The 19,972-nt window shown below is 65.8% G+C and carries 21 protein-coding genes; 7 read left to right on the top strand and 14 right to left on the bottom strand.

Translation table 11 applies throughout. The features are described from left to right. Positions 1-31: 31 nt before the first annotated feature. Entirely contained in the window at positions 32-169 is a 138-nt protein-coding gene (locus tag BST42_RS06740; protein WP_083117765.1) for a DUF4174 domain-containing protein, read from the top strand. Then, the gene (locus BST42_RS06735; protein ID WP_083117764.1) at positions 169-753 is read left to right on the top strand and encodes a CIA30 family protein; all 585 of its coding nucleotides are present in this window, start codon (positions 169-171) and stop codon (positions 751-753) included. Before BST42_RS06740 ends, BST42_RS06735 begins: the two co-directional genes overlap by 1 nt. Before the next feature lie 15 nt (positions 754-768). Here BST42_RS06735 and BST42_RS06730 read toward each other — a convergent pair whose 3' ends face one another. The 3 genes from BST42_RS06730 to BST42_RS06720 all read right to left on the bottom strand — a co-directional run bounded on the left by BST42_RS06730 (position 769) and on the right by BST42_RS06720 (position 3,063). Next, positions 769-1,656, bottom strand: coding sequence for a coiled-coil domain-containing protein (locus BST42_RS06730; RefSeq protein WP_083117763.1), 888 nt, complete (start codon positions 1,654-1,656; stop codon positions 769-771). Positions 1,657-1,823: 167 nt separating this feature from the next. Continuing rightward, positions 1,824-2,699, bottom strand: a complete 876-nt coding sequence (locus tag BST42_RS06725; protein ID WP_083117762.1) for a universal stress protein — start codon at positions 2,697-2,699, stop codon at positions 1,824-1,826. Positions 2,700-2,751: 52 nt separating this feature from the next. After that, the gene (locus BST42_RS06720) at positions 2,752-3,063 is read right to left on the bottom strand and encodes a hypothetical protein (RefSeq protein ID WP_083117761.1); all 312 of its coding nucleotides are present in this window, start codon (positions 3,061-3,063) and stop codon (positions 2,752-2,754) included. Between the two features lie 147 nt (positions 3,064-3,210). On the opposite strand from BST42_RS06720, the gene BST42_RS06715 reads away from it, so the two are divergent. After that, on the top strand, positions 3,211-4,164 hold the full coding sequence (locus tag BST42_RS06715; protein ID WP_083117760.1) for an amidohydrolase family protein: 954 nt from the start codon (positions 3,211-3,213) through the stop codon (positions 4,162-4,164). An 8-nt stretch (positions 4,165-4,172) separates the two neighbouring features. Here the strand turns inward: BST42_RS06715 and BST42_RS06710 are convergent, their stop codons facing one another. The 3 genes from BST42_RS06710 to BST42_RS06700 form a co-directional block, all read right to left on the bottom strand. Beyond that, complete coding sequence (locus BST42_RS06710) at positions 4,173-5,276, bottom strand: VldE C-terminal domain-containing protein (RefSeq protein ID WP_083117913.1); 1,104 nt, start codon at positions 5,274-5,276, stop codon at positions 4,173-4,175. Positions 5,277-5,410: 134 nt separating this feature from the next. Continuing rightward, the gene (locus BST42_RS06705; protein ID WP_133057418.1) at positions 5,411-5,851 is read right to left on the bottom strand and encodes a pyridoxamine 5'-phosphate oxidase family protein; all 441 of its coding nucleotides are present in this window, start codon (positions 5,849-5,851) and stop codon (positions 5,411-5,413) included. A 50-nt stretch (positions 5,852-5,901) separates the two neighbouring features. Beyond that, entirely contained in the window at positions 5,902-7,515 is a 1,614-nt protein-coding gene (locus tag BST42_RS06700; RefSeq protein ID WP_083117912.1) for an arylsulfatase, read from the bottom strand. A 136-nt stretch (positions 7,516-7,651) separates the two neighbouring features. Here BST42_RS06700 and BST42_RS06695 point away from each other — a divergent pair, with 136 nt between their 5' ends. The 4 genes from BST42_RS06695 (at position 7,652) to BST42_RS06680 (ending at position 11,583) form a co-directional block, all read left to right on the top strand. Continuing rightward, positions 7,652-8,011 carry a hypothetical protein gene (locus BST42_RS06695; protein ID WP_083117911.1) on the top strand — a complete coding sequence of 120 codons (360 nt, stop codon included), beginning with the start codon at positions 7,652-7,654 and terminating at the stop codon, positions 8,009-8,011. Between the two features lie 652 nt (positions 8,012-8,663). Beyond that, positions 8,664-9,608, top strand: a complete 945-nt coding sequence (locus BST42_RS06690) for a LysR family transcriptional regulator (protein ID WP_083117910.1) — start codon at positions 8,664-8,666, stop codon at positions 9,606-9,608. A 69-nt stretch (positions 9,609-9,677) separates the two neighbouring features. After that, entirely contained in the window at positions 9,678-10,799 is a 1,122-nt protein-coding gene (locus tag BST42_RS06685) for a TDT family transporter (RefSeq protein WP_083117758.1), read from the top strand. Positions 10,800-10,824: 25 nt separating this feature from the next. After that, positions 10,825-11,583 (top strand): universal stress protein, encoded by a 759-nt coding sequence (locus tag BST42_RS06680; RefSeq protein WP_165760792.1) that lies wholly within the window; start codon positions 10,825-10,827, stop codon positions 11,581-11,583. 179 nt (positions 11,584-11,762) lie between these two features. Here the strand turns inward: BST42_RS06680 and BST42_RS06675 are convergent, their stop codons facing one another. From BST42_RS06675 to BST42_RS06640, 8 genes are all read right to left on the bottom strand, one after another. Continuing rightward, the gene (locus tag BST42_RS06675) at positions 11,763-13,073 is read right to left on the bottom strand and encodes an alpha/beta fold hydrolase (protein WP_133057417.1); all 1,311 of its coding nucleotides are present in this window, start codon (positions 13,071-13,073) and stop codon (positions 11,763-11,765) included. Between the two features lie 175 nt (positions 13,074-13,248). Beyond that, positions 13,249-15,483, bottom strand: a complete 2,235-nt coding sequence (gene dnaB / locus BST42_RS06670; protein ID WP_083117755.1) for a replicative DNA helicase — start codon at positions 15,481-15,483, stop codon at positions 13,249-13,251. Positions 15,484-15,966: 483 nt separating this feature from the next. Continuing rightward, complete coding sequence (gene rplI, locus BST42_RS06665; RefSeq protein ID WP_036342194.1) at positions 15,967-16,425, bottom strand: 50S ribosomal protein L9; 459 nt, start codon at positions 16,423-16,425, stop codon at positions 15,967-15,969. Between the two features lie 17 nt (positions 16,426-16,442). Next, positions 16,443-16,697, bottom strand: coding sequence for a 30S ribosomal protein S18 (rpsR, locus tag BST42_RS06660; RefSeq protein ID WP_005142196.1), 255 nt, complete (start codon positions 16,695-16,697; stop codon positions 16,443-16,445). Between the two features lie 61 nt (positions 16,698-16,758). Further along, complete coding sequence (locus BST42_RS06655) at positions 16,759-17,277, bottom strand: single-stranded DNA-binding protein (RefSeq protein WP_083117754.1); 519 nt, start codon at positions 17,275-17,277, stop codon at positions 16,759-16,761. Between the two features lie 105 nt (positions 17,278-17,382). Continuing rightward, on the bottom strand, positions 17,383-17,673 hold the full coding sequence (gene rpsF, locus BST42_RS06650; RefSeq protein WP_036342207.1) for a 30S ribosomal protein S6: 291 nt from the start codon (positions 17,671-17,673) through the stop codon (positions 17,383-17,385). A 111-nt stretch (positions 17,674-17,784) separates the two neighbouring features. Beyond that, positions 17,785-18,423: a DJ-1/PfpI family protein gene (locus BST42_RS06645; RefSeq protein WP_083117909.1), complete on the bottom strand. Its 639-nt coding sequence runs from the start codon at positions 18,421-18,423 to the stop codon at positions 17,785-17,787. Continuing rightward, complete coding sequence (locus tag BST42_RS06640; protein ID WP_237159295.1) at positions 18,392-19,966, bottom strand: glycosyltransferase family 87 protein; 1,575 nt, start codon at positions 19,964-19,966, stop codon at positions 18,392-18,394. The genes BST42_RS06645 and BST42_RS06640 overlap by 32 nt, the downstream gene beginning before the upstream one ends. Positions 19,967-19,972 lie beyond the last annotated feature (6 nt).

The raw sequence follows: 19,972 nt of genomic DNA, 5'->3' as shown, positions 1-19,972 counted from the left end.
ATTCTCGGCGTCGCTACAGTTGAGAAGCACCATGGTGGTGTTGATCGGCAAGGACGGCGGCGAGAAACTGCGGGTCACCGACGTCCCGGACCTTGAACGAATCTACGCCGTGATCGACGGTATGCCGATGCGCAGCAACGAGATCCGCGCCAACCCGAGGATTTGCTGATGTTTCGGCGCGGTCTGGTCGGCGCCATAGCAGCACTGTCGACACTTGTGATGGTCTCGTGCGGAAGCATCGAAAGATCCGCACACGCCGGACCCGAGGTCCCGCTGGTTTCCCTGGACGCCGGTTGGACGACGGTCAATGACCCCGTCATGGGCGGTCGGTCCACCTCGACGGTCACGGACAGCGATGGGGGCCTTGTGTTTTCGGGAACCATCTCACTGGAGAACAACGGCGGTTTCGCCTCCGCCCGCAGTCCGGAAGATCCCGATATCGGGCGACGAGCCGCGGGCGTGACGTCGATCCGCGTGCGTGCGGTGGGCGACGGTAAGACCTACGTGGTGAAAGTGGGCGCCGCGGGGCAGTCGTGGTCCTACATTCAGCGGTTCCGCACTGAAGCCGGCGTCCAACGGACCTACGAGCTTCCCGTGGCAGCTTTCCAGCCGGTGGGGATGCGGCTGGATCCAGCGCCGCAGGCCCCTGCGACTCTGGACCCGTCGAGCATCAGCGGAGTATCGGTCTACATCCTCGACAAACAGCAGGGCCCGTTCGCCATCACCATCACGGGGATCGACGCAGCGTCCTGAGTGCGGCGGTCCGAGTCAGGACACCGTGACGTGGACGTGGTTGAAGTGGTTGGCCACCCGCCACATGGTGTAGGACACCCCGAAACGTTGCGCCTGGCTCTGGACGTCTGCGTTGATCGCATCTCCCAGCGCCATATCGCTGCCGATCATGATGTCGATGGCGTGGCCGCTCGGATGATCGGGAATCGGGTCCGGGCGTACCCCGCCGATGGACTGCACACCCGGGAAGGTCGCGATGATGTACGCCGCGAGGGTTCGGGCGTTTGGGGTCAGGCCGCTCATCCCGACAGTGGGGATCGCGCCGCCCGGACCTAACAACGCTTGCTGAGCGGCAGGCAGCGAGTAGTAGGTTGCCCGCACCAACCTGACCTGGCCTTCGACCTCCGACTGCTTGCTCTCCAAATCGGCTCGCACCGTCGCGGCGGCGTCAGCGGCCGCTTTGGCGGTGGCCGCGGATTCCGCGGAGGCCGCCGCGGCGACCGCCGCCTGTCGCTGGGCCTCGCGGAACTTCCGCATCTGTCCCGTGATCTGGTCGGTGATCGTCCGCTGGAAGGCCAGTTGGTCGATCAGGCGCTGGGGCGACGCGGCCGAGAAGAACGCCGTCACGCTGTCGGTGCTCCCGCCGGCGTAGATCGCAGCCGCGGCCCTGTCGACGGTCCCCTGATAGTCAGCCAGCTGCGCCCGGGTGAATTCCAGCGCGGCCAGGTCGTCGGTGTGCTTCTGCTCCGCGGCGCTCTGCAGCTGCAACTTCTTGTCCAGGTCCTGCTGCACGGATTGAGCGGTCTCGATCAACTCCTGCGCCTGTTTGGTCAGCTCGTTCAGCTTGGCCAGCTCGTCGACTTCCGGCTCGGCGACCGCAGAGCCCGCCGACACCACGCACAGCGCAGTGACGATCGCGATCACTCCCGCTGCCCTGCTCGGACCAGTTTTCGGTGCGAAGGGCCGGTGAAACTTCACGACTGCGCATCCTTTGACTGCCAGGCGACGTCGTCTCCGTCGAATTGCAGACCCACATGGCTCAGGTCTCGGAAAGGTTACGAAACGGGGCGGAGGTTGTCCAACCGTGCGACCTACCGGACCACGAGCACCGGGCACTCTGCGTGATGAATCAGGTTCTGGCCGACCGAGCCGAGGATCGAGCCGGCCAGCCGCCCGCGGCCGTGACTGCCCACGACCACCAGCTGAGCCTCCCGCGACAGGTCAGTGAGCCCTTTCGCCGGGCTGACGTCCTGAAAAATCTTGACGACGTGGGCGTTGGGATACTTGCTGGCCAGCGGTTGCACCAGCTCGTCCATCCGCCGGCGCTGCTGGGCCTCCAGCACGTCCAGCAACTGCCAGTCCATATTTCCCGCGCCGCCGAGGTCGCCCATTCCGACCGCCGCGTCGATCTCCCACATGTGCACCACCGTCAGCTGCGCATGCAATACGCGGGCGATGTCAAAGGCTTCCGCGAGCGCCCGTCCGGACGCATCCGAGTCGTCGATACCGACCACGACCGGCAACGGTTTGCCGGTCCGCCTGGCGACCGGGGCCCGCCAGACCGCCACCGGACAGTGAGCACGGTGGACGATCCTCACAGCATGGCCGCCCAGCGCTCGGTGGTCCGCCGCACCGGTGCCGACCACCAGCAGCCGGGCTGATTGCGCGGCATCGGCAAGGGCCGTCGCGACCGCGGACTTGACCGTCGCCGTACTGATCACAAGATCGGGGTGAGCCGACCGCACGTCCGCTTCCGCCGCCGCGAGCACCTTGTCGCCGTTGCCCTCGGGTCCGGTGGGTGCTTCATCGCCGGCGAAATGCCATTCGAGCCGCGGGACCGCGTGCAGCAACGTCAGCGGGAGGGCATGGGTTGTGGCGAACTCCGCGGCCCAGCGGGCAGCGCCGAGCGAGGCGTCCGATCCGTCGATGCCGACAACGACGGACTGTTCTTGGGCAGCGGAGGTCACGATCCGAGACTAGGGGACCCGCTCGGCCGGAACGGGTATTCCCGGGCCGGAGCTACCCGACCCAGCAGGGAGCGTCGCCGGGGGTGTAGTACGGCAGGCCGTTGGGAGAGATGCAGGGCTGTTCGCCCGGGAATGCGGGGACCAGCGAGAACGCGTACGTCTCCGGCAAGCCGTACCGAACCCAGTCACCCGCGACAGCCGCGTCCACGGCATCGCCTGCGATGCCCGGTGTGCACCCGCCGACGGTCACATGCCGACCACCGATGTCTCCGCATACGTCGGCCTGGGCCGCCGGAGCGATCGCCGCCGGGATTGCCGCGAAGGCGGCCGCGCTGAACAGGACAACAGCAATTTTCTTTACCATGCCGTCAGTATCGCTGCCGGATGTGCGTTGCGTTACCGAGCTCGACGATATTCACGTTTGCTGCGGTCATGGCGCGTACGAACGGCGCGTAGATTTGGTGCGCGGCGGACAGATCTACTGCTCGTGCGCCGAGCCTGAGGAGAGCGAGTGGCCGCATCGAACAGCTCCGATTTGGTCGACGTTCACGCCCACTTCCTGACCGACGAGTACGTCAGCGCCGCGATCGGCGCGGGGATCGAGCATCCTGACGGCATGCCCATGTGGCCGTCATGGAGTATCGAAGCACAGCTGAAACTGATGCAGGACAATCGGATTCGTCACGCGGTCCTGTCGATGTCCTCGCCAGGGGTGTCCTTCGCCGACTCATCGGAGGCGTCCGCACTGGCCCGGCACGTCAACGACTTCGCCGTCACGACGGTCGCCGCCCATCCGGGTCGCTTCTCCTACTTCGCGTCCCTTCCGCTACCCGACGTGGACACGGCGGTCGTCGAAGCGCAGCGCGCCATCGACCGTCACGCGGCGGCCGGCGTGATCCTCCTGAGCAACCACCGCGGACAGTACCTCGGTGACGCGGCGCTCGAGCCGCTGTGGGAGTGTTTGAACGCTCGGCGTTCCATCGTTTTCGTCCACCCGACGTCGCCGCCGCAGGCCGAGGTAGTGGCGCTCGGTCGCCCCCGGCCGATCATCGAGTTCATGTTCGAAACCACCCGCACCATAACCGATTTGGTGTTCGCGAACGTTGTTGGTCGGTACCCCGACATCAAGTTCTTGATCCCGCATTGCGGGGCCGCCCTGCCGCTGCTGGCGGCGCGGATAGAGCAGTTCCGGAGCCTGTGGCCGATGCCTGATGGCAGTCCACCCGGACCGCTGACCACCGAAACCCAATTGCGTCGCTTCTGGTTCGACCTCGCCGGATATCCGATGCCCACCCAGGCGGCGGTCTTGGCGGATGTGGTCGGCACCGAACGCATCCTCTACGGCAGCGATTCCTGCTGGACGCCTGAGTTCGGCATCGGCAAGCAAGTCGCCGCACTGGACGCCGACCGGAGTACTGATTGGCGTCGGGTGACATCCGAGAACGCGCAGCGGATTTTCGCCTGACGTCGCCGCTAGCGCGGTGTGGTGGTGATGTGCACGTGGTCGAAGTGTCCGTAACCCGTGGCTTGAGGCCCGGCCGGCGTGGAGTAGACGCCCCGCCAGATCACGTCCTGCAGTCCGAATCGGGAGGCGTTGGCCATCGCGAACGCGCGGATCTGGTCGCCGAGCGCGATGCCCTCCGGGCTGTCCGGGTTGGGGATCATGATGTCGATCGCCAGACCGCGCGGATGCCACGGCTTCGAATCGGGCCGTACCCCGTCGATGGTGGCGATCTGCGGAAACTGCGCGCTGATCGTCCGCGCGGCCAAGATCGTATTGGGTTGTAAGCCAACCTCATTGGCGACGCCGACGGGCAATGCCGCGGGATCGTCCGGGACGACGGCAGCTTCCGGTGGCGGAGCCAGGTCGCCGGGCGGCAGGCCGGGCATCGCGACGATCGCCGGGTCCTGCGGGGGCCCTGGATCGGGGGGCGGTGCGGCGTTGTCGATCACCGCTTGCTGCTGGGGAGTCAACGCCGCGTACTGGGCTTCCGCGGCGGCGATCTGACGCAGCAGTTCCTGCCACGTGGCTTGCAGGTCCGCTTGAATAGCGGCAGCGCGCTCGGCCGCGGCGCGCGCGTCCGCGGCTGATTGCTCTGAGGCACGGGCGACAGCAGCGGCACGCTCGCGCGTATCTCGATATCCCCTCATCTGATCGGCGGTCGTGGCGTTCACCAGATGCTGCAGCGACAACTTGTCGATGAGGCGTTGCGGCGACGACGCACTGAGAACGGCCGCCATCTGGCTTTCACCGCCGCCCATATAGGTCATCGCCGCAAGGCGGTCGACCGCGGCTTGATACGGCGCCAGTTGTTGGTTCGCGGCCTCCAGCGCCGCGACGTCGGCGCGTTGGCGATCCTCCGCCGCGGCCTGCTGGGCCTGCGCAGCCTCGGCGTCACGCTGGGCTGCGGTGACGGCTTCGCGGCCGCGCACCGCCTGCTGAGACAACTCTTTGAGCCTGGCCAACGCATCGTCGGCAGGCTCCGCATGCACTGCACCCAGCGACGCGGCCACCACCAGGAGCACAATCCCGGCACCACATACGGTCCGGCGAAGGCAGTGGCGAATCCCGGTCATGCGGATTGTCACGATCCTTCGGTCATGGAGCGGTCCTGGCGCGGCTGTCGATGTTCCGGGCAAGGCTACGAACTGTGCTGAACGTTGTCGAGCCGAGCAGCGACATGGCGCTGCGCCCTTGCGGCGCCGGCGGACTAAGCGTGATCCGACGTCGAATTTCCGTAGTCCCAGGACACGGTTCGAACAGGTGTCACGCGGATGTAGGCGGCGCCCGGTCTGGGTGCGGTGGGGCAGTCGGACTCTGCCACGCCCCGCGCCCGAGCGCCTTCCCTCGAGAGCTCGAGTGCCTCCCCTGGTTCCCGAACGATGCGGGCACGGCCTTGGATCATCACACCGCGGATGTCCGCCATCGTGGAGCCGTCTTCGAGCAAGACACTCACGTTCGGGTTGCTTTCGATGTTGGCCACTTTGCGTGTGCCGTCCCGGACACCCATGATGACGTCGCTGCCGAGCCGGAAGTAGCCGAGGGGAACGGAGTGCGGGAACCCGTCTTTCTCAATGGTGGTCAGTATCGCCCAGCCCGGACGGCTATCCAGATACGCCTCAACTTCTTCGTCACTGAGTTTGCGTGGCATCAGCACAGGCTAAGCGTCGGCAGATTCCTCAGCTCGAACTGCCCACTAGGTCAGTACGCATCCAGGTCGACCTCGAACAGCGACACGGGTCCGATGATCACGCCGTTTTCTTCGACGTAGCGGTCCCACAGTTCCAGCAGGTCGGCCAGCTTGTCGGGCCGCGCGGCGGCCTGGTCATGCACCTCGCCGGGATCACTCGAGAGGTCATAGAGCTGCCAGGTGCCTGAGCCGTAGGGCGCGGGCAGATGAAGCGCCTTCCAATCGCCCTGGCGAATTGCGCGGCGGCCGAACAACTCCCACCCCGTGCCGGTGTCGGCATCGTGCACCACCTCTGCCTGTCCCGACAGGTAGCGCACCATCGATCGACCGCGCATCGGCTCCACCTCCCTGCCCTGGTACTCGGTGCCGGGATGCGCGGCGCCGGCGAGCTCGAGCACGGTCGGTGCAATGTCCATCACGGTGGTGAACGCCGTGCCGATCTCACGCTGGCGGGCGAAGCCCGGCCAGGTGACGAAGCCCACCACCCGGATACCTCCCTCGGTGGTGAAGGCCTTGTGCAGCCGCGACGGGGCGGTGGCGGCCTGCGCCCAGCGCGGGCCGTACCAGGCCCAGGAGGTGGGGGCACCGAGGTTGTCCACGCTGTTGTCGCAGTGCTTGGCGACGAACGCTTCGATTTCGGGGCCGCGCAGCGGCATGGCCTCGACGATCGTCCCCTCCGCGCCGTTGTCCGACAGAAAGATCACGACCGTGTTGTCTAACTCGCCGGTGCCGTCGAGGTAGTCGATCACCCGGCCGATGTTCCAGTCCATCCGGTCCACCATGGCGGCGTAGACCTCCATGTTGCGGGCGGAGACGGCGCGCTCCTCGTCGGTCATGTCCGCCCATTCGGGGGCGCCGTCGGCGACCACCGGGTGCGGCTCGACGTCGGGTGGGCACAAGCCCAGTCGGGTGAGCGCGGCAAGCCGTTCCTCGCGCAGTGCGTCCGGTCCGGCGTCATAGCGGCCGTGGTAGGTGGCGATGGTTTCCTGCGGCGCGTGCAGCGGCCAGTGCGGCGCCTGGAAGGGCAGGTAGGCGAAGAAGGGCTGGTCTTCACCGTCTTGGGGACGTTCGTGGAGGTACCGCAGCAGCGTATCGGTGTACGCATCCGACGAGTAGAAGTCCTCGCCTACCGTGACGAACTGATCGTCTTCGGTGAACATCGTCGGCACCGGAGAGAGCCCGCCACCGCCGCGGGTGCCGTAGTGGCTGGCACCGGCCGGCAAAAGGGCGAATGAGCGGTCGAATCCCCTTGCCCACGGCGACCTGTCGATCGTGTCGCCGAGATGCCACTTGCCCGACATGAGCGTCAGGTAACCGGCGTCGCGAAGCAGCTCGGGCAGCGCCACGACCCGGTCGTTGAGATACCCCTCGTAGCCGGGGGCGCCTTGGAATTCCGGGGCGGCCATCTCGAGCATCGTGCCGATGCCGGCGACGTGGTGATCGGTTCCGGTCAGCAGCATCGCCCGCGTCGGCGAACAGGCCGGAGCGGAATGGAAATCGGTGAGCCTGATGCCCGAGTGGGCCAGTCGATCCAGGTTCGGGGTGTTGATTTCGCCGCCGAACGCGCCGATATCGGAGAATCCGAGGTCGTCGGCCACGATGACCAGGAAGTTGGGACGAGTCACGCTGAAGCATCCTGTCACGGGCCGCCACCAGACCCGCCGATAACTTGCTTTTTAACCAGCGCGCCGTGCTTCCTGCGGTTTCTCGACGCCGCTTGGTTGGCGGCCTGGGAATTCTGCGAGGTCTAGCGTGGGCGGAATGGGTTTGTTCAGTCATGAGGAGTTCCCGGATCCGGCCGCCGGCGTTGGTGGTGGTGGGGCGGTTGAGCGAGCTCGGCGTGCTGAGGTGGACGAGTACGGGGTGGATGAACCTGTGGTCGTGGGTCCGGGGTTGCCGCCTGAAGATGGTTCGTGCGGTCAGTTCGCTGTGCAGTTTCACGTGTCTACGTCAATGCTGCTCGGGCTCAAACGTATTGCGGATATGCGTGGGGTGAGCGTGCCGGAGGTATGCCGGCAGGTGATCGGCGTGTTTGTCGCCCAGCAAGAGGGGGAGCTGGGCGCATTGCTTGCCGCCGAGGCCGAGGCGGCTGATTACCGGCCGAGCTTGGGTGAGGCATAAGTCGGGCTGAATTGCGTACTGGCACAACGGATTTCCTCGAACCGGATCTTTCATGATCCGGACATTTCCGAACCGAGGCTCCTCCATGTAGGTCATCGCTCAGGCGGTGGCGCAGCGGTGCTGAAGATCGGCCGATAGATCTCGCGGCGGTGAAGGCCGTTGGCTCCGAAACCGTACTGCCGAGGTAGTGTTCGCGGATCGGCCCCTGGTGGGTGAACAGATGCTCGTTTGCCTTGCCCTATCGACCACTGCCCACCAAACTCGTCAGCGCAGTCATGCCCGAAATGATTGCCGGCGAAGGCGAATCCTCAGAAGACTTCGCCGAGCGTGTCAGGGACTCAATGCAGGCGGGGATCCACGCCCTGACTGCGCACCGCACTCCGCTGCTCGGATCAACGACTAGGCAACCAAGCTTTGAGTGGCTGGCACTGTCGGGCCTGCCCTGGGTCCCACGGCCAAAGATAAGTGACAGCACCGCATTTCACACTTGACCGACGGCTAACCGCCAGTATCCGCGAGATCAGTCGGCACTTTTGTCGGCAGAAACCGTGGCCGACAACTGCCACGGGGCCGGAACTGGGTGCGATCGTGGGGAGCGGCGACATGAACCGCCTGCCCTCGACTCCGACCGCCCGGCCTTAAGGTGATCCGTGTGCAGCTGAGCGCGAGGATGCCTGACCTGACCTCGTTGGAGGTCCTTCTCGCCATCGCCCGCACGGGCAGCTTGAGTGGGGCCGGCCGCGAGTGCGGACTTACCCAGCAGGCTGTGTCGGCGCGCATCGCTGCCCTGGAGCGGCAGACCGGTGTGCGGCTGGTCATCCGGACCAAGACGGGCTCGCGGTTGACCTCCTCGGGTGCGGTTGCCGCGCAGTGGGCCGACCGCCTGCTCAGTGTGGCGCACGAAGTCGACGCCGGCCTGGCCACCCTCCGCGACGACAGCAAGACCCGGTTGCGCATCACCGCGAGCCTGACGATCGCCGAGCAGCTGCTGCCCCGCTGGTTGGTCAGCTGGCGCGACACCGTCTCTCGGCAACGCGCCGAGCCGCCGGACGTGACCCTGACCGCCGCCAATAGCGATCAGGTGATTGCGGCCATCCAGGACGATCGGGCGGATCTCGGCTTCGTCGAAAGTCCAGGTGTGCCACGCACATTACGCAGCAGCACCGTCGCACACGACGAGCTGGTTGTGGTGGTACCGCCGACGCATAAGTGGGTCCGTCGCCCGCATCCGGTCGGTGCCGAGGAGCTGGCCGCAACGGCGCTGGTGACCCGCGAGAAAGGCTCGGGCACCCGAGAGTTCTTGACTGCCGCGCTGCGCCGGGTTACCGACGTCGGCCAAGCACCGCCCGTACTGGAACTGTCCAGCGCGGCTGCGGTCCGCGCCGCCGTCATCGCGCAGGCGGGGCCCGCCGTGCTCAGCAAGCTCGCCGTCGCCGACGACCTCGAGCTCGGACGTCTGCGTGCCGTCGCTGTGGACGGCCTCGACCTGCGCCGTGCCCTGCGCGCCGTGTGGCTTGCGGGTAGTACTCCCCCAGCGGGCGCGGCGCGTGACCTGCTCAGCCATATCGCTGCTGCCCGACGCCATCGAAGTGAGTGATTAGGTCACAAAGATTGCTTGTGACCAGGCGGCTACCGCCGAGGTCCGTCGGCTCGTAGCGTGACAAACATGCAGCAATCCACGCTTACGTTCGCAAAGCCTGCTCCCGTTCCCGCCGCGCCGCGGCGCCGCCTTCACGAGGTGGGTCCCAACTGGTTCGCGTCTGTGATGGGTACCGGGATCGTCGCCACCGCCGCGGCGGGTTTACCCGTTCAGTTTCCGGGCCTGCGTGGCTTCGCCGAGGTGGTCTGGCTGCTGGCTGCGGCGGTGCTTGCGGTACTCGCCGTGCTGGTGGGCGCGTGTTGGTTGCGCCATCCCACCGTCGCCCGCAGCCACGCTCGCAACGCTCAGATGGCACATTTCTACGGCGCCGCCCCGATGGCGTTTCTCACCGTAGGTGCCGGAGCGCTGCTGGTGGGCGGGGAGGTCATCGGTGCGCAGGCCGCCTTGCGACTCGACTGGATTCTGTGGATCCTCGGTTCCGCCGGCGGATTGTTCACCGCGGCCACCATCCCGTTCCTCATGATCACCCGGCACGAGGTCGGCCCAGACGCCGCATTCGGCGGCTGGCTGATGCCGGTGGTACCTCCGATGGTGTCCGCAGCAACGGGTGCTCTGCTCATTCCGCACATAGCCTCGGGCACCGGTCGCACCACCATGCTCTACGCCTGCCTCGCGATGTTCGGGATGTCGCTGATCGCGGCGTTGATCATCACCACGATGATCTGGAGCCGACTGGTCCACTACGGGACGTCGGGCACCGCCCGAGTGCCGACCCTGTGGATCGTGCTCGGGCCGCTTGGGCAGTCGATCACCGCGGCGGGGCTTTTGGGCGGTAACGCTGCTGCTGCGGTCGATCCGCAGGTCGCAGGTGGTCTGCAGGTGTTCGCAGTGCTCTTCGGTGTCCCAGTGTGGGGTTTCGCGGTGCTATGGATCGTGCTGGCCACCTCACTGACTCTGCGAACTCTGCTGCGCGGCATGCCATTTGCGTTGACATGGTGGAGCCTGACGTTTCCTGTCGGCACGTTCGTTACCGGCACGACCCAGCTGGCAGTGCACACAGGTCTGCCGGCACTACGGGTGGCCGCGGTGATCGGCTACCTGTGCCTGCTCGGTACCTGGGGTCTGGTGGCGACGCGCACCGTTCACGGCAGCGTGCGGGGCGACTTGCTCGGCCCGCGACTGAGATAACTCAAACAATATGAAGGAGAAAATCATGACGACCGTCCCGGAATACGACGTCGTGCCAGCACAGCGGCCAACGCCACAACGTGTGATCGTTGTGGCCGACGACGGCGCACCCGCTATGGATAGCGCTGGGGCATGGGCCCACGACGCTGCCAGAATTCGGCGGAGCGCGGTGCTCCGCGTGCACCTCGACCTTCACAACCCAGCCGCCTTTGCCGAACGACTCCCCGCGGGCACCGAGCTCGTCGTGGTACCCGCGCCACACGGTCTCCTACACAAAAGGATTCACAATCAGGCCGTCACCACGCTGCTGGATTATGCCGATGTCGTCGTCGTGCCGCAGGAGCGTGGGGCGAGATCCGATGCACCGGTTCTAGTGGCGGTACACGGATCTTCGCCAGCAGACCGGCGCGCCATCGGGGCAGCGTTCACCGCGGCTTCGCAGGCCGCGGCTCCCTTGGTGGCAGTGCACTGTTGGAGTGAGCCGGGCGCACTAGATCTTCCGGCGGCGAGTTGGCTTCCCATCGACTACGCCAACTACCGGGAGCGCGAGTCAGAACTGGTCGCCGAGAGCCTGGCCGGCTATCAGGAGTCCTTCCCCGACGTCTCGGTGGAACGCGTCATCCGCAGCGGCCGGGCCGGGAGTGCCCTGTTACCCCTGGCACGCGACGCCCAGATCGTCGTGGTGGGCGGTGGTCGCCAGACAATAGGGCTGCCGAAAGGCGCCTACTCGGCGCTGCTGCGCGACGCTGGTGTGCCGGTGCTGATCGTGTCTGACCGAGGCTGAATGCCGTCCCGCGGGGTAATTGTCCGTGCTCGGCGTCTGGCATCTGGGAAGCGCTGGCATTCTGCCCGTTCAGGTGCTGACGCTGGTGTTCTACCGCCTGATCCGCCAGGCCGGCGAACTGATTTCGACGCTCTGCAGTGAGCCGATCGCACGGTGTCGGACAACGGGCTCCTGCGTGCTCATCCGCCGGGCGGCCGGTTCCACGGATCTGCCGCCGATCGCCACAGCGGTACCTCCACGGGCTGCCCGGTGATGAACTCCCCGATCAGGCGGGTGAACAATGCCGGCTGGTCTTCGGTGATGCCGTGTCCGGCATGGTCGACGGGAACGAGGGCTGCTCCGGGGATGGCATCGACGTAGCGCCGGGTGACCGACCAGTGGACGAAATCACATTGTGCCGCCATAACCAGCGCAGGGACATGCGCCTGCGCGAGGGCCGGTCGCGGGTCGGCGGTTGCCGCGAAATCCGCGACGAGCATCTGATTGCTGTAGAACCCCTGCAAGTTGTGATGTGCCGAGGCTCGAGGGGGCCCAGAACACGCGGTGGCGCCCCGACCGGTCAGGGCCACTGCCCGCATCCAGCTGTCAGCTTCCCGATCCGGCACGAAGGAGTGGGCCGCGTTGGGGTTGACCTCGAGCAGAATGCTCTGCAGCAGCGTTCGAGCTCGTCCCGTGAGCTGCTCGTACTCGCGGCGCCCCGCGGCGTCGCGTGCTGGCCAGGGTTCACCGACGTCCTCCGAGAGCCCACCCCAGATGGTTCCGGGTGTGACAAAGACGGCCCGCTCGACTCGGTCAGGGTGACGTGCCAGGTATTGGGCGAGCAGCGAACCGCCCCAGGATCGGCCGATCAGGATCATCTTCTCAGCGCCGATCGAGCGCCGTACTGCATCGAGATCGTCGACCGCGTGCTCGACGGTGTACTGGGTGACGTCACTCAACCGGGAGGAGCGTCCCGCTCCGAGTTGGTCGTAGGCATAGACGTCGTAGCCTCGCGCGGCCAGTTCCGCACTGCCCGTTGGCAATCCTTCGCCTGGCGTCCCTGGACCCCCGTGCAGAAACACGACCGGTGCACGCCTGCCGGGCATGGGAGGTGCCGATTGGTGGTAGTACGCGAGTCGGCCGTCGGGAACCGACCAGTATCGGACGCCCGCCGGATCGGGCTCGACCGGCATCGGGGGGAATCGGTCCAAGATGGTGTAGTGAGCGATGGTCGCCGAAATCATCGCCAGGCCGACGCTGACTGCCGCGGTCGATCGCCACGTGCCGGTGAACCGGAGAATCCTGCGAACCGCGAGCACGGCTACCACGCCGCTCGCCACGAGTACGACGTAGCCCGCGCCGAGGAAGACCCATGGCGCGTCGATGAGACGGGCCGAAAGGAGCACAACGACAAGGCCTAGCACGACGGCTAGCGCCACCCCGGTCACGCCCACCGCGACCGCCATCGCCACCCGCATCGCAGTACGCCCCGATCGAGCGCCCACGGCCACTTACATTTCTCCCTGTCTGCTGCGCGGACGCTTCAGCGAAGCGCTCTCGGCCGGTGTTCACTAGTTTCGTCTATGACTTCCTCGACCCGGTGGCCAACGACTTCTAGAATCCGGCCGTGTGGCCCGCGGTGAGAATTGGAGACCAAACTTTCGAAGCCACAGATCGTCGATGTCGTTATCTCGCCATGTTCGTGAACCGAGACAAGTGCAGCTGGTGCGCGACTGTGACCGTACGCGTCGGCCCCGCACGGTGTTTCGCGACAATCAGGTCGGCTTCACCACCGCGCGGGTCATCGGTTTCGAACGCATCAGGCCGGTGCAGCAAAATCACCATATCCGCATCTTGCTCGATACTACCGCTTTCACGTAGATCAGCTAACATTGGTTTCTTGTCGGTGCGCTGCTCGGGACCGCGGTTCAGCTGGCTCATCGCAACCACCGGAACCTCTAGCTCCTTCGCCAAAAGCTTGATCTGCCTTGAGAATTCGGAGACTTCCTGCTGACGCGACTCGACCTTCTTACCCGAGGTCATCAGCTGCAGGTAGTCGAGCACGATCAGCCGCAGCCCGGCCTTCTGATGCAGCCGGCGCGCCTTCGCACGGATCTCCATCATCGTCAGGTTCGGCGAATCGTCGATATACAAAGGCGCTTCGCTGATTTCGCTCATCCGGCGCGCCAAACGGGTCCAGTCGTCGTCGGTCATCTTTCCCGAGCGCATGTCAGCGAGCTTGATCTTGGCTTCGGCCGAGAGAAGTCGCATCACGATCTCGGACTTGCTCATTTCCAACGAAAACACGATGCTCGGAAACCGGTGCTTGATCGAGCAGGACCGCAAGAAATCCAGTCCCAGGGTCGAGTTGTGCGTTGGGATCATCGCCCGCCCCGCGAGATACATGTGGTCACCGTTATCGACCTCGACGCAGCGCACTGGAACGCTCGCGATGGGCCGGACGTCGGTGATGAATCGCGACGACACCCTCTCGGTCCCGCTGGCCCGCCGTTCCTTGTGCAACAGGGCTTTCCGGGGCAGCCCGAAGACCTCGTCATCGGTGGAGAAATTCAGGATGAACGCGGTTGAGCTTTCAACGCGGCGGCAGTCGTAACCGAGACTGACGATCAACTCGAACACTTCATCCGCCAGCCGCTGATCAGTCGTCGAAAAATCAACTGACCCGTCGCTACTCACCGCTCCGGTGGCATCCAATAAGCCGCCAAGCAGTGCGCGCCGCTGAGCTTCGGAAGCGCGGAGGTATTCCGCGGGGATGTGCGTGGCGTCGGAGGCGCCGAGCTCGCTTCCCTCGCCCTCGGCTCGCATGACGATCTCGGGTTCGACTGGGCCCATTCCCTGGCCCAGCCAAACACCCAAGGCGTACGGCGCCACGGGGAGCACACGGACCGTCGCCTGGAGTGGCTTCGAATTGGCGACGGCGTGGTTCCGGTGCAATGTCTCCGCGATGTCGCGCGTAGTCCTCACAAGCGCAGACTTCCGCGAAGCGCGGGTCTCCGTCAGCCACTGGTGCTCGGCGTCGGCGATAAGGACTGTGCCGTCGGAGAATTCAACCTCGTAGCACGGCCGGCCCACCATGATGTCCGTTGCCGCGACTACGCGCGTGGGGCGTCCGTCGGCGTCGATCAGGTAGTCCCCGACCTTGACCTCGCCCATCGTGGTCCAGCCCGTCGGCGTCGGCAGCGGCGTGTCCAGACTCAGAGCCTTGCCCATACCGGGCCTGGCCGCCACCACGATCATCTGGCCGGGATGCAAGCCGTTGGTCAACGCGTCGAGTTCCTCGAAGCCCGTCGGGACGCCCTTGGACAGCCCGCCGTTCGAGGCGATGGCGTCGATCTCGTCCATCGTCGGCTGCAGCAGATCTTCCAGCGGCAGGAAGTCCTCCGCGGTGCGCCGCTCGGTGACGTCGTAAATCTCGGCCTGCGCGCGGTCCACGATCTCGTTGACGTCCGCGCCTTCTGCGCCCGCGTAGCCGTACTGCACCACCCGGGTGCCGGCCTCCACCAGGCGCCGCAACAAGGCCTTCTCCGCCACGATTCCCGCGTAGTAACCCGCGTTGGCGGCCGTCGGCACCGTGGAGATCAACGTGTGGAGATACGGAGCACCACCGATGCGGCGCAATAGCCCGCGGCGGTCCAACTCGGCGGCGACGGTGACGGCGTCCGCGGGCTCACCCCGGCCATAGAGGTCCAGGATCGAGTCGTAGACGTTCTGATGGGCCGGCCGGTAGAAGTCACCCGGGCGCAGCCGCTCCAGCACGTCGGCGATGGCGTCCTTGGACAGCAGCATGCCGCCCAGCACAGATTGTTCGGCGGCTAAGTCCTGGGGAGGCTGGCGACCGAAGTCTTCAGAGGGAGGAGGACTGTCCATCCCGGGCTGACCGAGATCGTCGACGACCGCCATTGGGCTGCCCCACCTCCTCTTGAATTCGTCGAACTTCTGTTCGATGCACTATCAGAGGTTGTATCCCACGCCCCCGACAAGCACTCGGCGTCACGCTGACGAACCGCACCGCCGACGGCTCACGCTAGACGTTGCTGGAGCCCTCGCAAACCGAGCCTGTTCATCAACCTGTTAGTGGTTTGTGGATAGCTGGGGAAAGGGGTGTTGAGGCGTTGGGGAAAACCTGTGGATGACCGACCGTTTTTGGGTTATCACCCCAGCTAAACGCAGGGTAGCCCCGGGTGTGTGTTGTGGATGGCAAGTTCACCGGCGTGTCGGCCCCGGTTGCGATCTCGGGCGTGTTGTGTTGCCGGAGCTTATGCGCCAGGTTAACGGACGGTTAGATTAGCTGTGGCGACCCCGCCCGGATGTGTTCGCCAGAGATACAGCAATTCCCCGAGGGCAGCCACGAAGGGCTGCCACCCGGGGAATTGACGCGGACGGCTAACTCTGGGCCACGACGTCGACAGTGATGTCGACGTTCACCTCGGGGTGCAAGTGCACTCCGACGGTGTGGGCGCCAGTCGCCTTGATGTGTGCCTTGGGCAGCTGCACGGTGCGCTTGTCCAGGCTGGGTCCGCCGGCCTTCTTGATCGCCCCGACGATGTCGTTGGCGGTCACCGAGCCGAACAGCTTGCCCGAGTCGGCAGCCGACTTCACCGGCAGCTGGATCGAACCCAGCGCGGTGATGGCGGCCTTGATCTCGTCGGCGTGCTCACGATCGCGCACGGTCTTGGTCTCGCGGGCACGACGAATCTCGTCGGCCTGCTTCTGTGCACCGCGCGAGGCCACGATGGCCAGGCCGCGCGGCAGCAGGTAGTTACGTCCGTAGCCGTCCTTCACCTCGACGGTGTCGCCGGCCGTTCCGAGGTGCTCGACCTCAGCGGTCAAAATCAGCTTCATCTCGATACTTCCGTTCTCTACCGCGCCGCCGACGTGAACGGCAGCAGAGCAACCTCACGCGCGTTCTTGACGGCGATCGCGATGTCGCGCTGGTGCTGCACGCAGTTACCGGTCACCCGGCGGGCGCGGATCTTGCCGCGCTCGCTGATGTAGGTGCGCAGCAGTTGCGTGTCCTTGTAGTCGATGTCCTGCCCCTTCTTGGAGCAGAACACGCATTTGCGGGTCTTGACCGGCTTTTCCGGTGCGGGACGCCGCTTGTTGGTCTTGGCCATGGGTCAATCTCTTTCGTTCTTCACAGTCGCGCCACTGGCGCGCAAAGGATTTCGTTGGGTATCAGAAGGGCGGTTCGTCATCGCCGCCGGCGAACGAACCCGACGCCGGGGCACTGCCCCACGGGTCGTCGCCCGACTCACTGGCCGCCGCTGCCGCCGGACGGGAGCCCCCGCCACCGCCGCCGCCGCCGAAGCCGCCACCACCGCCGCCACTGCGCGAGGCCTTATTGACCTTAGCGGTGGCGTAACGCAGCGACGGGCCGATCTCGTCGACCTCGAGCTCCACAACGGTGCGCTTCTCACCCTCACGAGTTTCGAAGGAGCGCTGCTTCAGCCGGCCCTGAACGATCACCCGCGAACCGCGGGTGAGGCTCTCGGCCACGTTCTCGGCCGCCTCACGCCAGATGTTGCAGCGCAGGAACAGCGCCTCGCCGTCTTTCCATTCATTGGTCTGACGGTCGAACGTGCGGGGTGTGGACGCCACCGTGAAATTGGCGACGGCTGCACCCGACGGGGTGAACCGCAGTTCGGGGTCGGCCGTCAGATTTCCGACGACGGTGATGGTCGTGTCACCGGCCACAAGGTCCTCCTGGCATAGGCGGATGGATTCACCGCGAAGCCTACGTAAGAGCTCCGACGCGCGGCGAGGTTATCCACTGGAGCGGATAGTGAGTCCGAACCGGACTCAGTGCTTGTCGGTCCGCATCACCTTGGTCCGCAGCACGGACTCATTCAGGTTCAGCTGCCGGTCGAGCTCGGACACGGTGGCCGGCTCGGCCTTCACATCGACGACTGCATAGATGCCCTCGGCGTGCTTGGCGATCTCGTACGCCAGCCGGCGCCGGCCCCAGATGTCGACCTTGTCGACCGATCCGCCGTCACTCCGGATGACGTTCAGGAACGTCTCCAGGGACGGGGCAACGGTGCGCTCGTCGAGAGTGGGGTCAAGGATGACCATGATTTCGTATGGACGCATGGGAACCTCATCACCTCCTATGGTCGTAGCGGCCACGGCGTGTCCGTGGCAGAAGGGTCGCCTGCGTCGGCAACCCCGCTAGGTTACCGGAGTGCAGGCTGATCAGCGAAATCAGCTCCGCTGGCCGAAGTACTCCAGCGCCAGCTGCAGAGTCGCATCCGAGACCTGGTCCACCGCGCCGGCGTGGAACGGCGGCTGCGGGTCGTACTCGATCATCAGCTGGCTGGCCTCCGCGGCCCGGCGCCCGACCAGCAGCTCGACCAGCCGCAGCGCCATGTCGATGCCACTGGACACGCCGGCCGCGGTGATGATGCGCTGCGGCAGATGCTCGACGACCCGCTGCGGGGTGTAGATCGCACCGAAGGACTCCAACAGCTCGGTCGCCCGCCAATGCGTCCCGGCTGTCAAACCGGTCAGCAGTCCCGCAGCCGCCAACACCAGGCTGCCGGTGCACACCGAGGTGGTGAAGGTGGTGTGACGGTGTACCTCGCGAACCCAGTCCAGGACCGCGGCGTCCTCGACGAGCGTGCGGGTGCCGATCCCGCCGGGGAACACCAGGACGTCGGGTTCGGTGACTTCGTCGAAAGTGGCGTCGACCGTCAGCCCGAGCATTCCGTTGTCGCTGCGGACCTCGCCGCGACGACGTCCGACGAACACCACATCGATCGACGGGATGCGCTGCAGGACCTCGTAGGGGCCGATCGCGTCCAGTGCGGTGTTACGCGGGAACAGTGCTATCGCGATTTGCATCCGGTGCCTCTTGTTCCTCGACCGCATCGGCGGCGGCCGCCACGCGCGGGCGCAACCATCGCGGGAACCACGTCGGGTACGCGTCTTGGGCGCCGTCGAACACGCCCCCGGCAGGATCGTCCACCCGGCCGCCCCAGCGCACCAAATCCAGGTCGGGACGGTAGATCTGGCGAACGACCAGAACCATCAGGCCCGCGACCGCGATGTCGCGAAGTAGCACGGTGGCGGTGAACCACTGCTCGGGCAGACCCTTGTTGGCTTCGCCATAGAGGTAGTACATCCGCGGCACCCATACGAGCATGTCGATGGTCATCCAGGCCAACAGAATTCGACGGTGCGGCAGGGCGAGCACCGCCAGCGGCACCAACCACAGCGAGAACTGCGGGCTCCACACCTTGTTCACCAACAGGAACGCCGCCACCGTGAGGAACGCCAACTGTGCCACCCGGGGCCGCTGCGGCGCGGTCAGGGCGATGTACGCGATTGCCGCACAACACAACACGAACACCACAGCGACGAAGATGTTGAGGATCACCGGCGGCTGCCAAAATCCGAGGTTCGTATCGAAACCGTCCCAGCCGGTGAACGACTTCACCACGTTGTACAACGAATCCATGTCATCCCCGCGCCGGGAGTTGAGCCGGAAGAATTCCGACCACCCGCGCGGAAACAGCACCATCACCGGGAGATTCACCACGAACCAGGCGCCCACCGCGGCCACCACGGTCTTGGCGGCCTCGGGCATCCGGTCGGTGCGGATCGCCAGCACCAGCAGCGGCAACAGCAGCAGCGCCGGATACAACTTGGCCGCCACGCCCAGACCGATCAGGATGCCGGCCAGCACCGGCCTCTTGCGGGCCCACGCCAGTAAGCCACCAATCGCCAAAGCCGTTGCCAGTGCATCGAAATTGGTGAAGATCTGGAAGATCAGAACCGGGGACGCGGCCACCAGGGCGGCATCCCATACTCGACGGCCCGCCAGCCACGACGATGCCCACACCGTGGTCAGCCACGCCAAGGCCAGCCCGAACGCCGCGAAGTTGAAGAACATCACCACTTCGGCGACGACAGGCAGCGACATCATCTTGGCGACCGCCGTGTAGGTCTTGGCCAGCGCCATCGACACGTACTGGTACACCCCGGTCAGCACCGGATACTCCATGTAGCGCACCGCGGGCTTGCCGTCGTACCGGATCTGCGGCCGGCCGCTCGAGTCGGTCTCGATCCAGCTCGACTTGTACGGAAAGCGGCCCTGGCTCAACAACTCTGCCCCGTAGAGCGGCACGGTGTCGGAGTAGCACAGCTCGAAGTAGGCGCGCTGGTTCTGCCAGTTGGCGACCCGCTGGTCGGGTGTGCCGGTGCCCACCGTCTGCAGGCACGGCGCCTTCGTCGACCAGCCCAGGGCCAACACCACCAACGCCATCAGGAACATGACCCGCAACGGGGTGAAGATCCGGGTCCGGCCGATCAACGCGTGCCGGCCCACCGGGCCGCCCACGACTTCCGAGAGTGCCGCGCCCACAGCGTCATTGCGGCTCGGCATGTCACG

This window comes from Mycolicibacterium rhodesiae, assembly GCF_002086695.1.
GTDB lineage: Bacteria > Actinomycetota > Actinomycetes > Mycobacteriales > Mycobacteriaceae > Mycobacterium > Mycobacterium rhodesiae.
Note: the sequence above shows the minus strand (reverse complement) of the source record. Positions and strands in the feature narration are given on the sequence as shown.

Excerpts from the sequence above, each read along its gene's own strand:
- BST42_RS06740 (WP_083117765.1), top strand. The coding sequence starts at position 32 with ATGGTGGTGTTGATCGGCAAGGACGGCGGCGAGAAACTGCGGGTCACC.
- BST42_RS06735 (WP_083117764.1), top strand. The coding sequence starts at position 169 with ATGTTTCGGCGCGGTCTGGTCGGCGCCATAGCAGCACTGTCGACACTT.
- BST42_RS06720 (WP_083117761.1), bottom strand. The coding sequence starts at position 3,063 with ATGGTAAAGAAAATTGCTGTTGTCCTGTTCAGCGCGGCCGCCTTCGCG.
- BST42_RS06710 (WP_083117913.1), bottom strand. The coding sequence starts at position 5,276 with ATGACCGGGATTCGCCACTGCCTTCGCCGGACCGTATGTGGTGCCGGG.
- BST42_RS06705 (WP_133057418.1), bottom strand. The coding sequence starts at position 5,851 with ATGCCACGCAAACTCAGTGACGAAGAAGTTGAGGCGTATCTGGATAGC.
- BST42_RS06695 (WP_083117911.1), top strand. The coding sequence starts at position 7,652 with ATGGGTTTGTTCAGTCATGAGGAGTTCCCGGATCCGGCCGCCGGCGTT.
- BST42_RS06685 (WP_083117758.1), top strand. The coding sequence starts at position 9,678 with ATGCAGCAATCCACGCTTACGTTCGCAAAGCCTGCTCCCGTTCCCGCC.
- BST42_RS06680 (WP_165760792.1), top strand. The coding sequence starts at position 10,825 with ATGACGACCGTCCCGGAATACGACGTCGTGCCAGCACAGCGGCCAACG.
- dnaB (WP_083117755.1), bottom strand. The coding sequence starts at position 15,483 with ATGGCGGTCGTCGACGATCTCGGTCAGCCCGGGATGGACAGTCCTCCT.
- rplI (WP_036342194.1), bottom strand. The coding sequence starts at position 16,425 with ATGAAGCTGATTTTGACCGCTGAGGTCGAGCACCTCGGAACGGCCGGC.
- rpsR (WP_005142196.1), bottom strand. The coding sequence starts at position 16,697 with ATGGCCAAGACCAACAAGCGGCGTCCCGCACCGGAAAAGCCGGTCAAG.
- rpsF (WP_036342207.1), bottom strand. The coding sequence starts at position 17,673 with ATGCGTCCATACGAAATCATGGTCATCCTTGACCCCACTCTCGACGAG.
- BST42_RS06645 (WP_083117909.1), bottom strand. The coding sequence starts at position 18,423 with ATGCAAATCGCGATAGCACTGTTCCCGCGTAACACCGCACTGGACGCG.
- BST42_RS06640 (WP_237159295.1), bottom strand. The coding sequence starts at position 19,966 with ATGCCGAGCCGCAATGACGCTGTGGGCGCGGCACTCTCGGAAGTCGTG.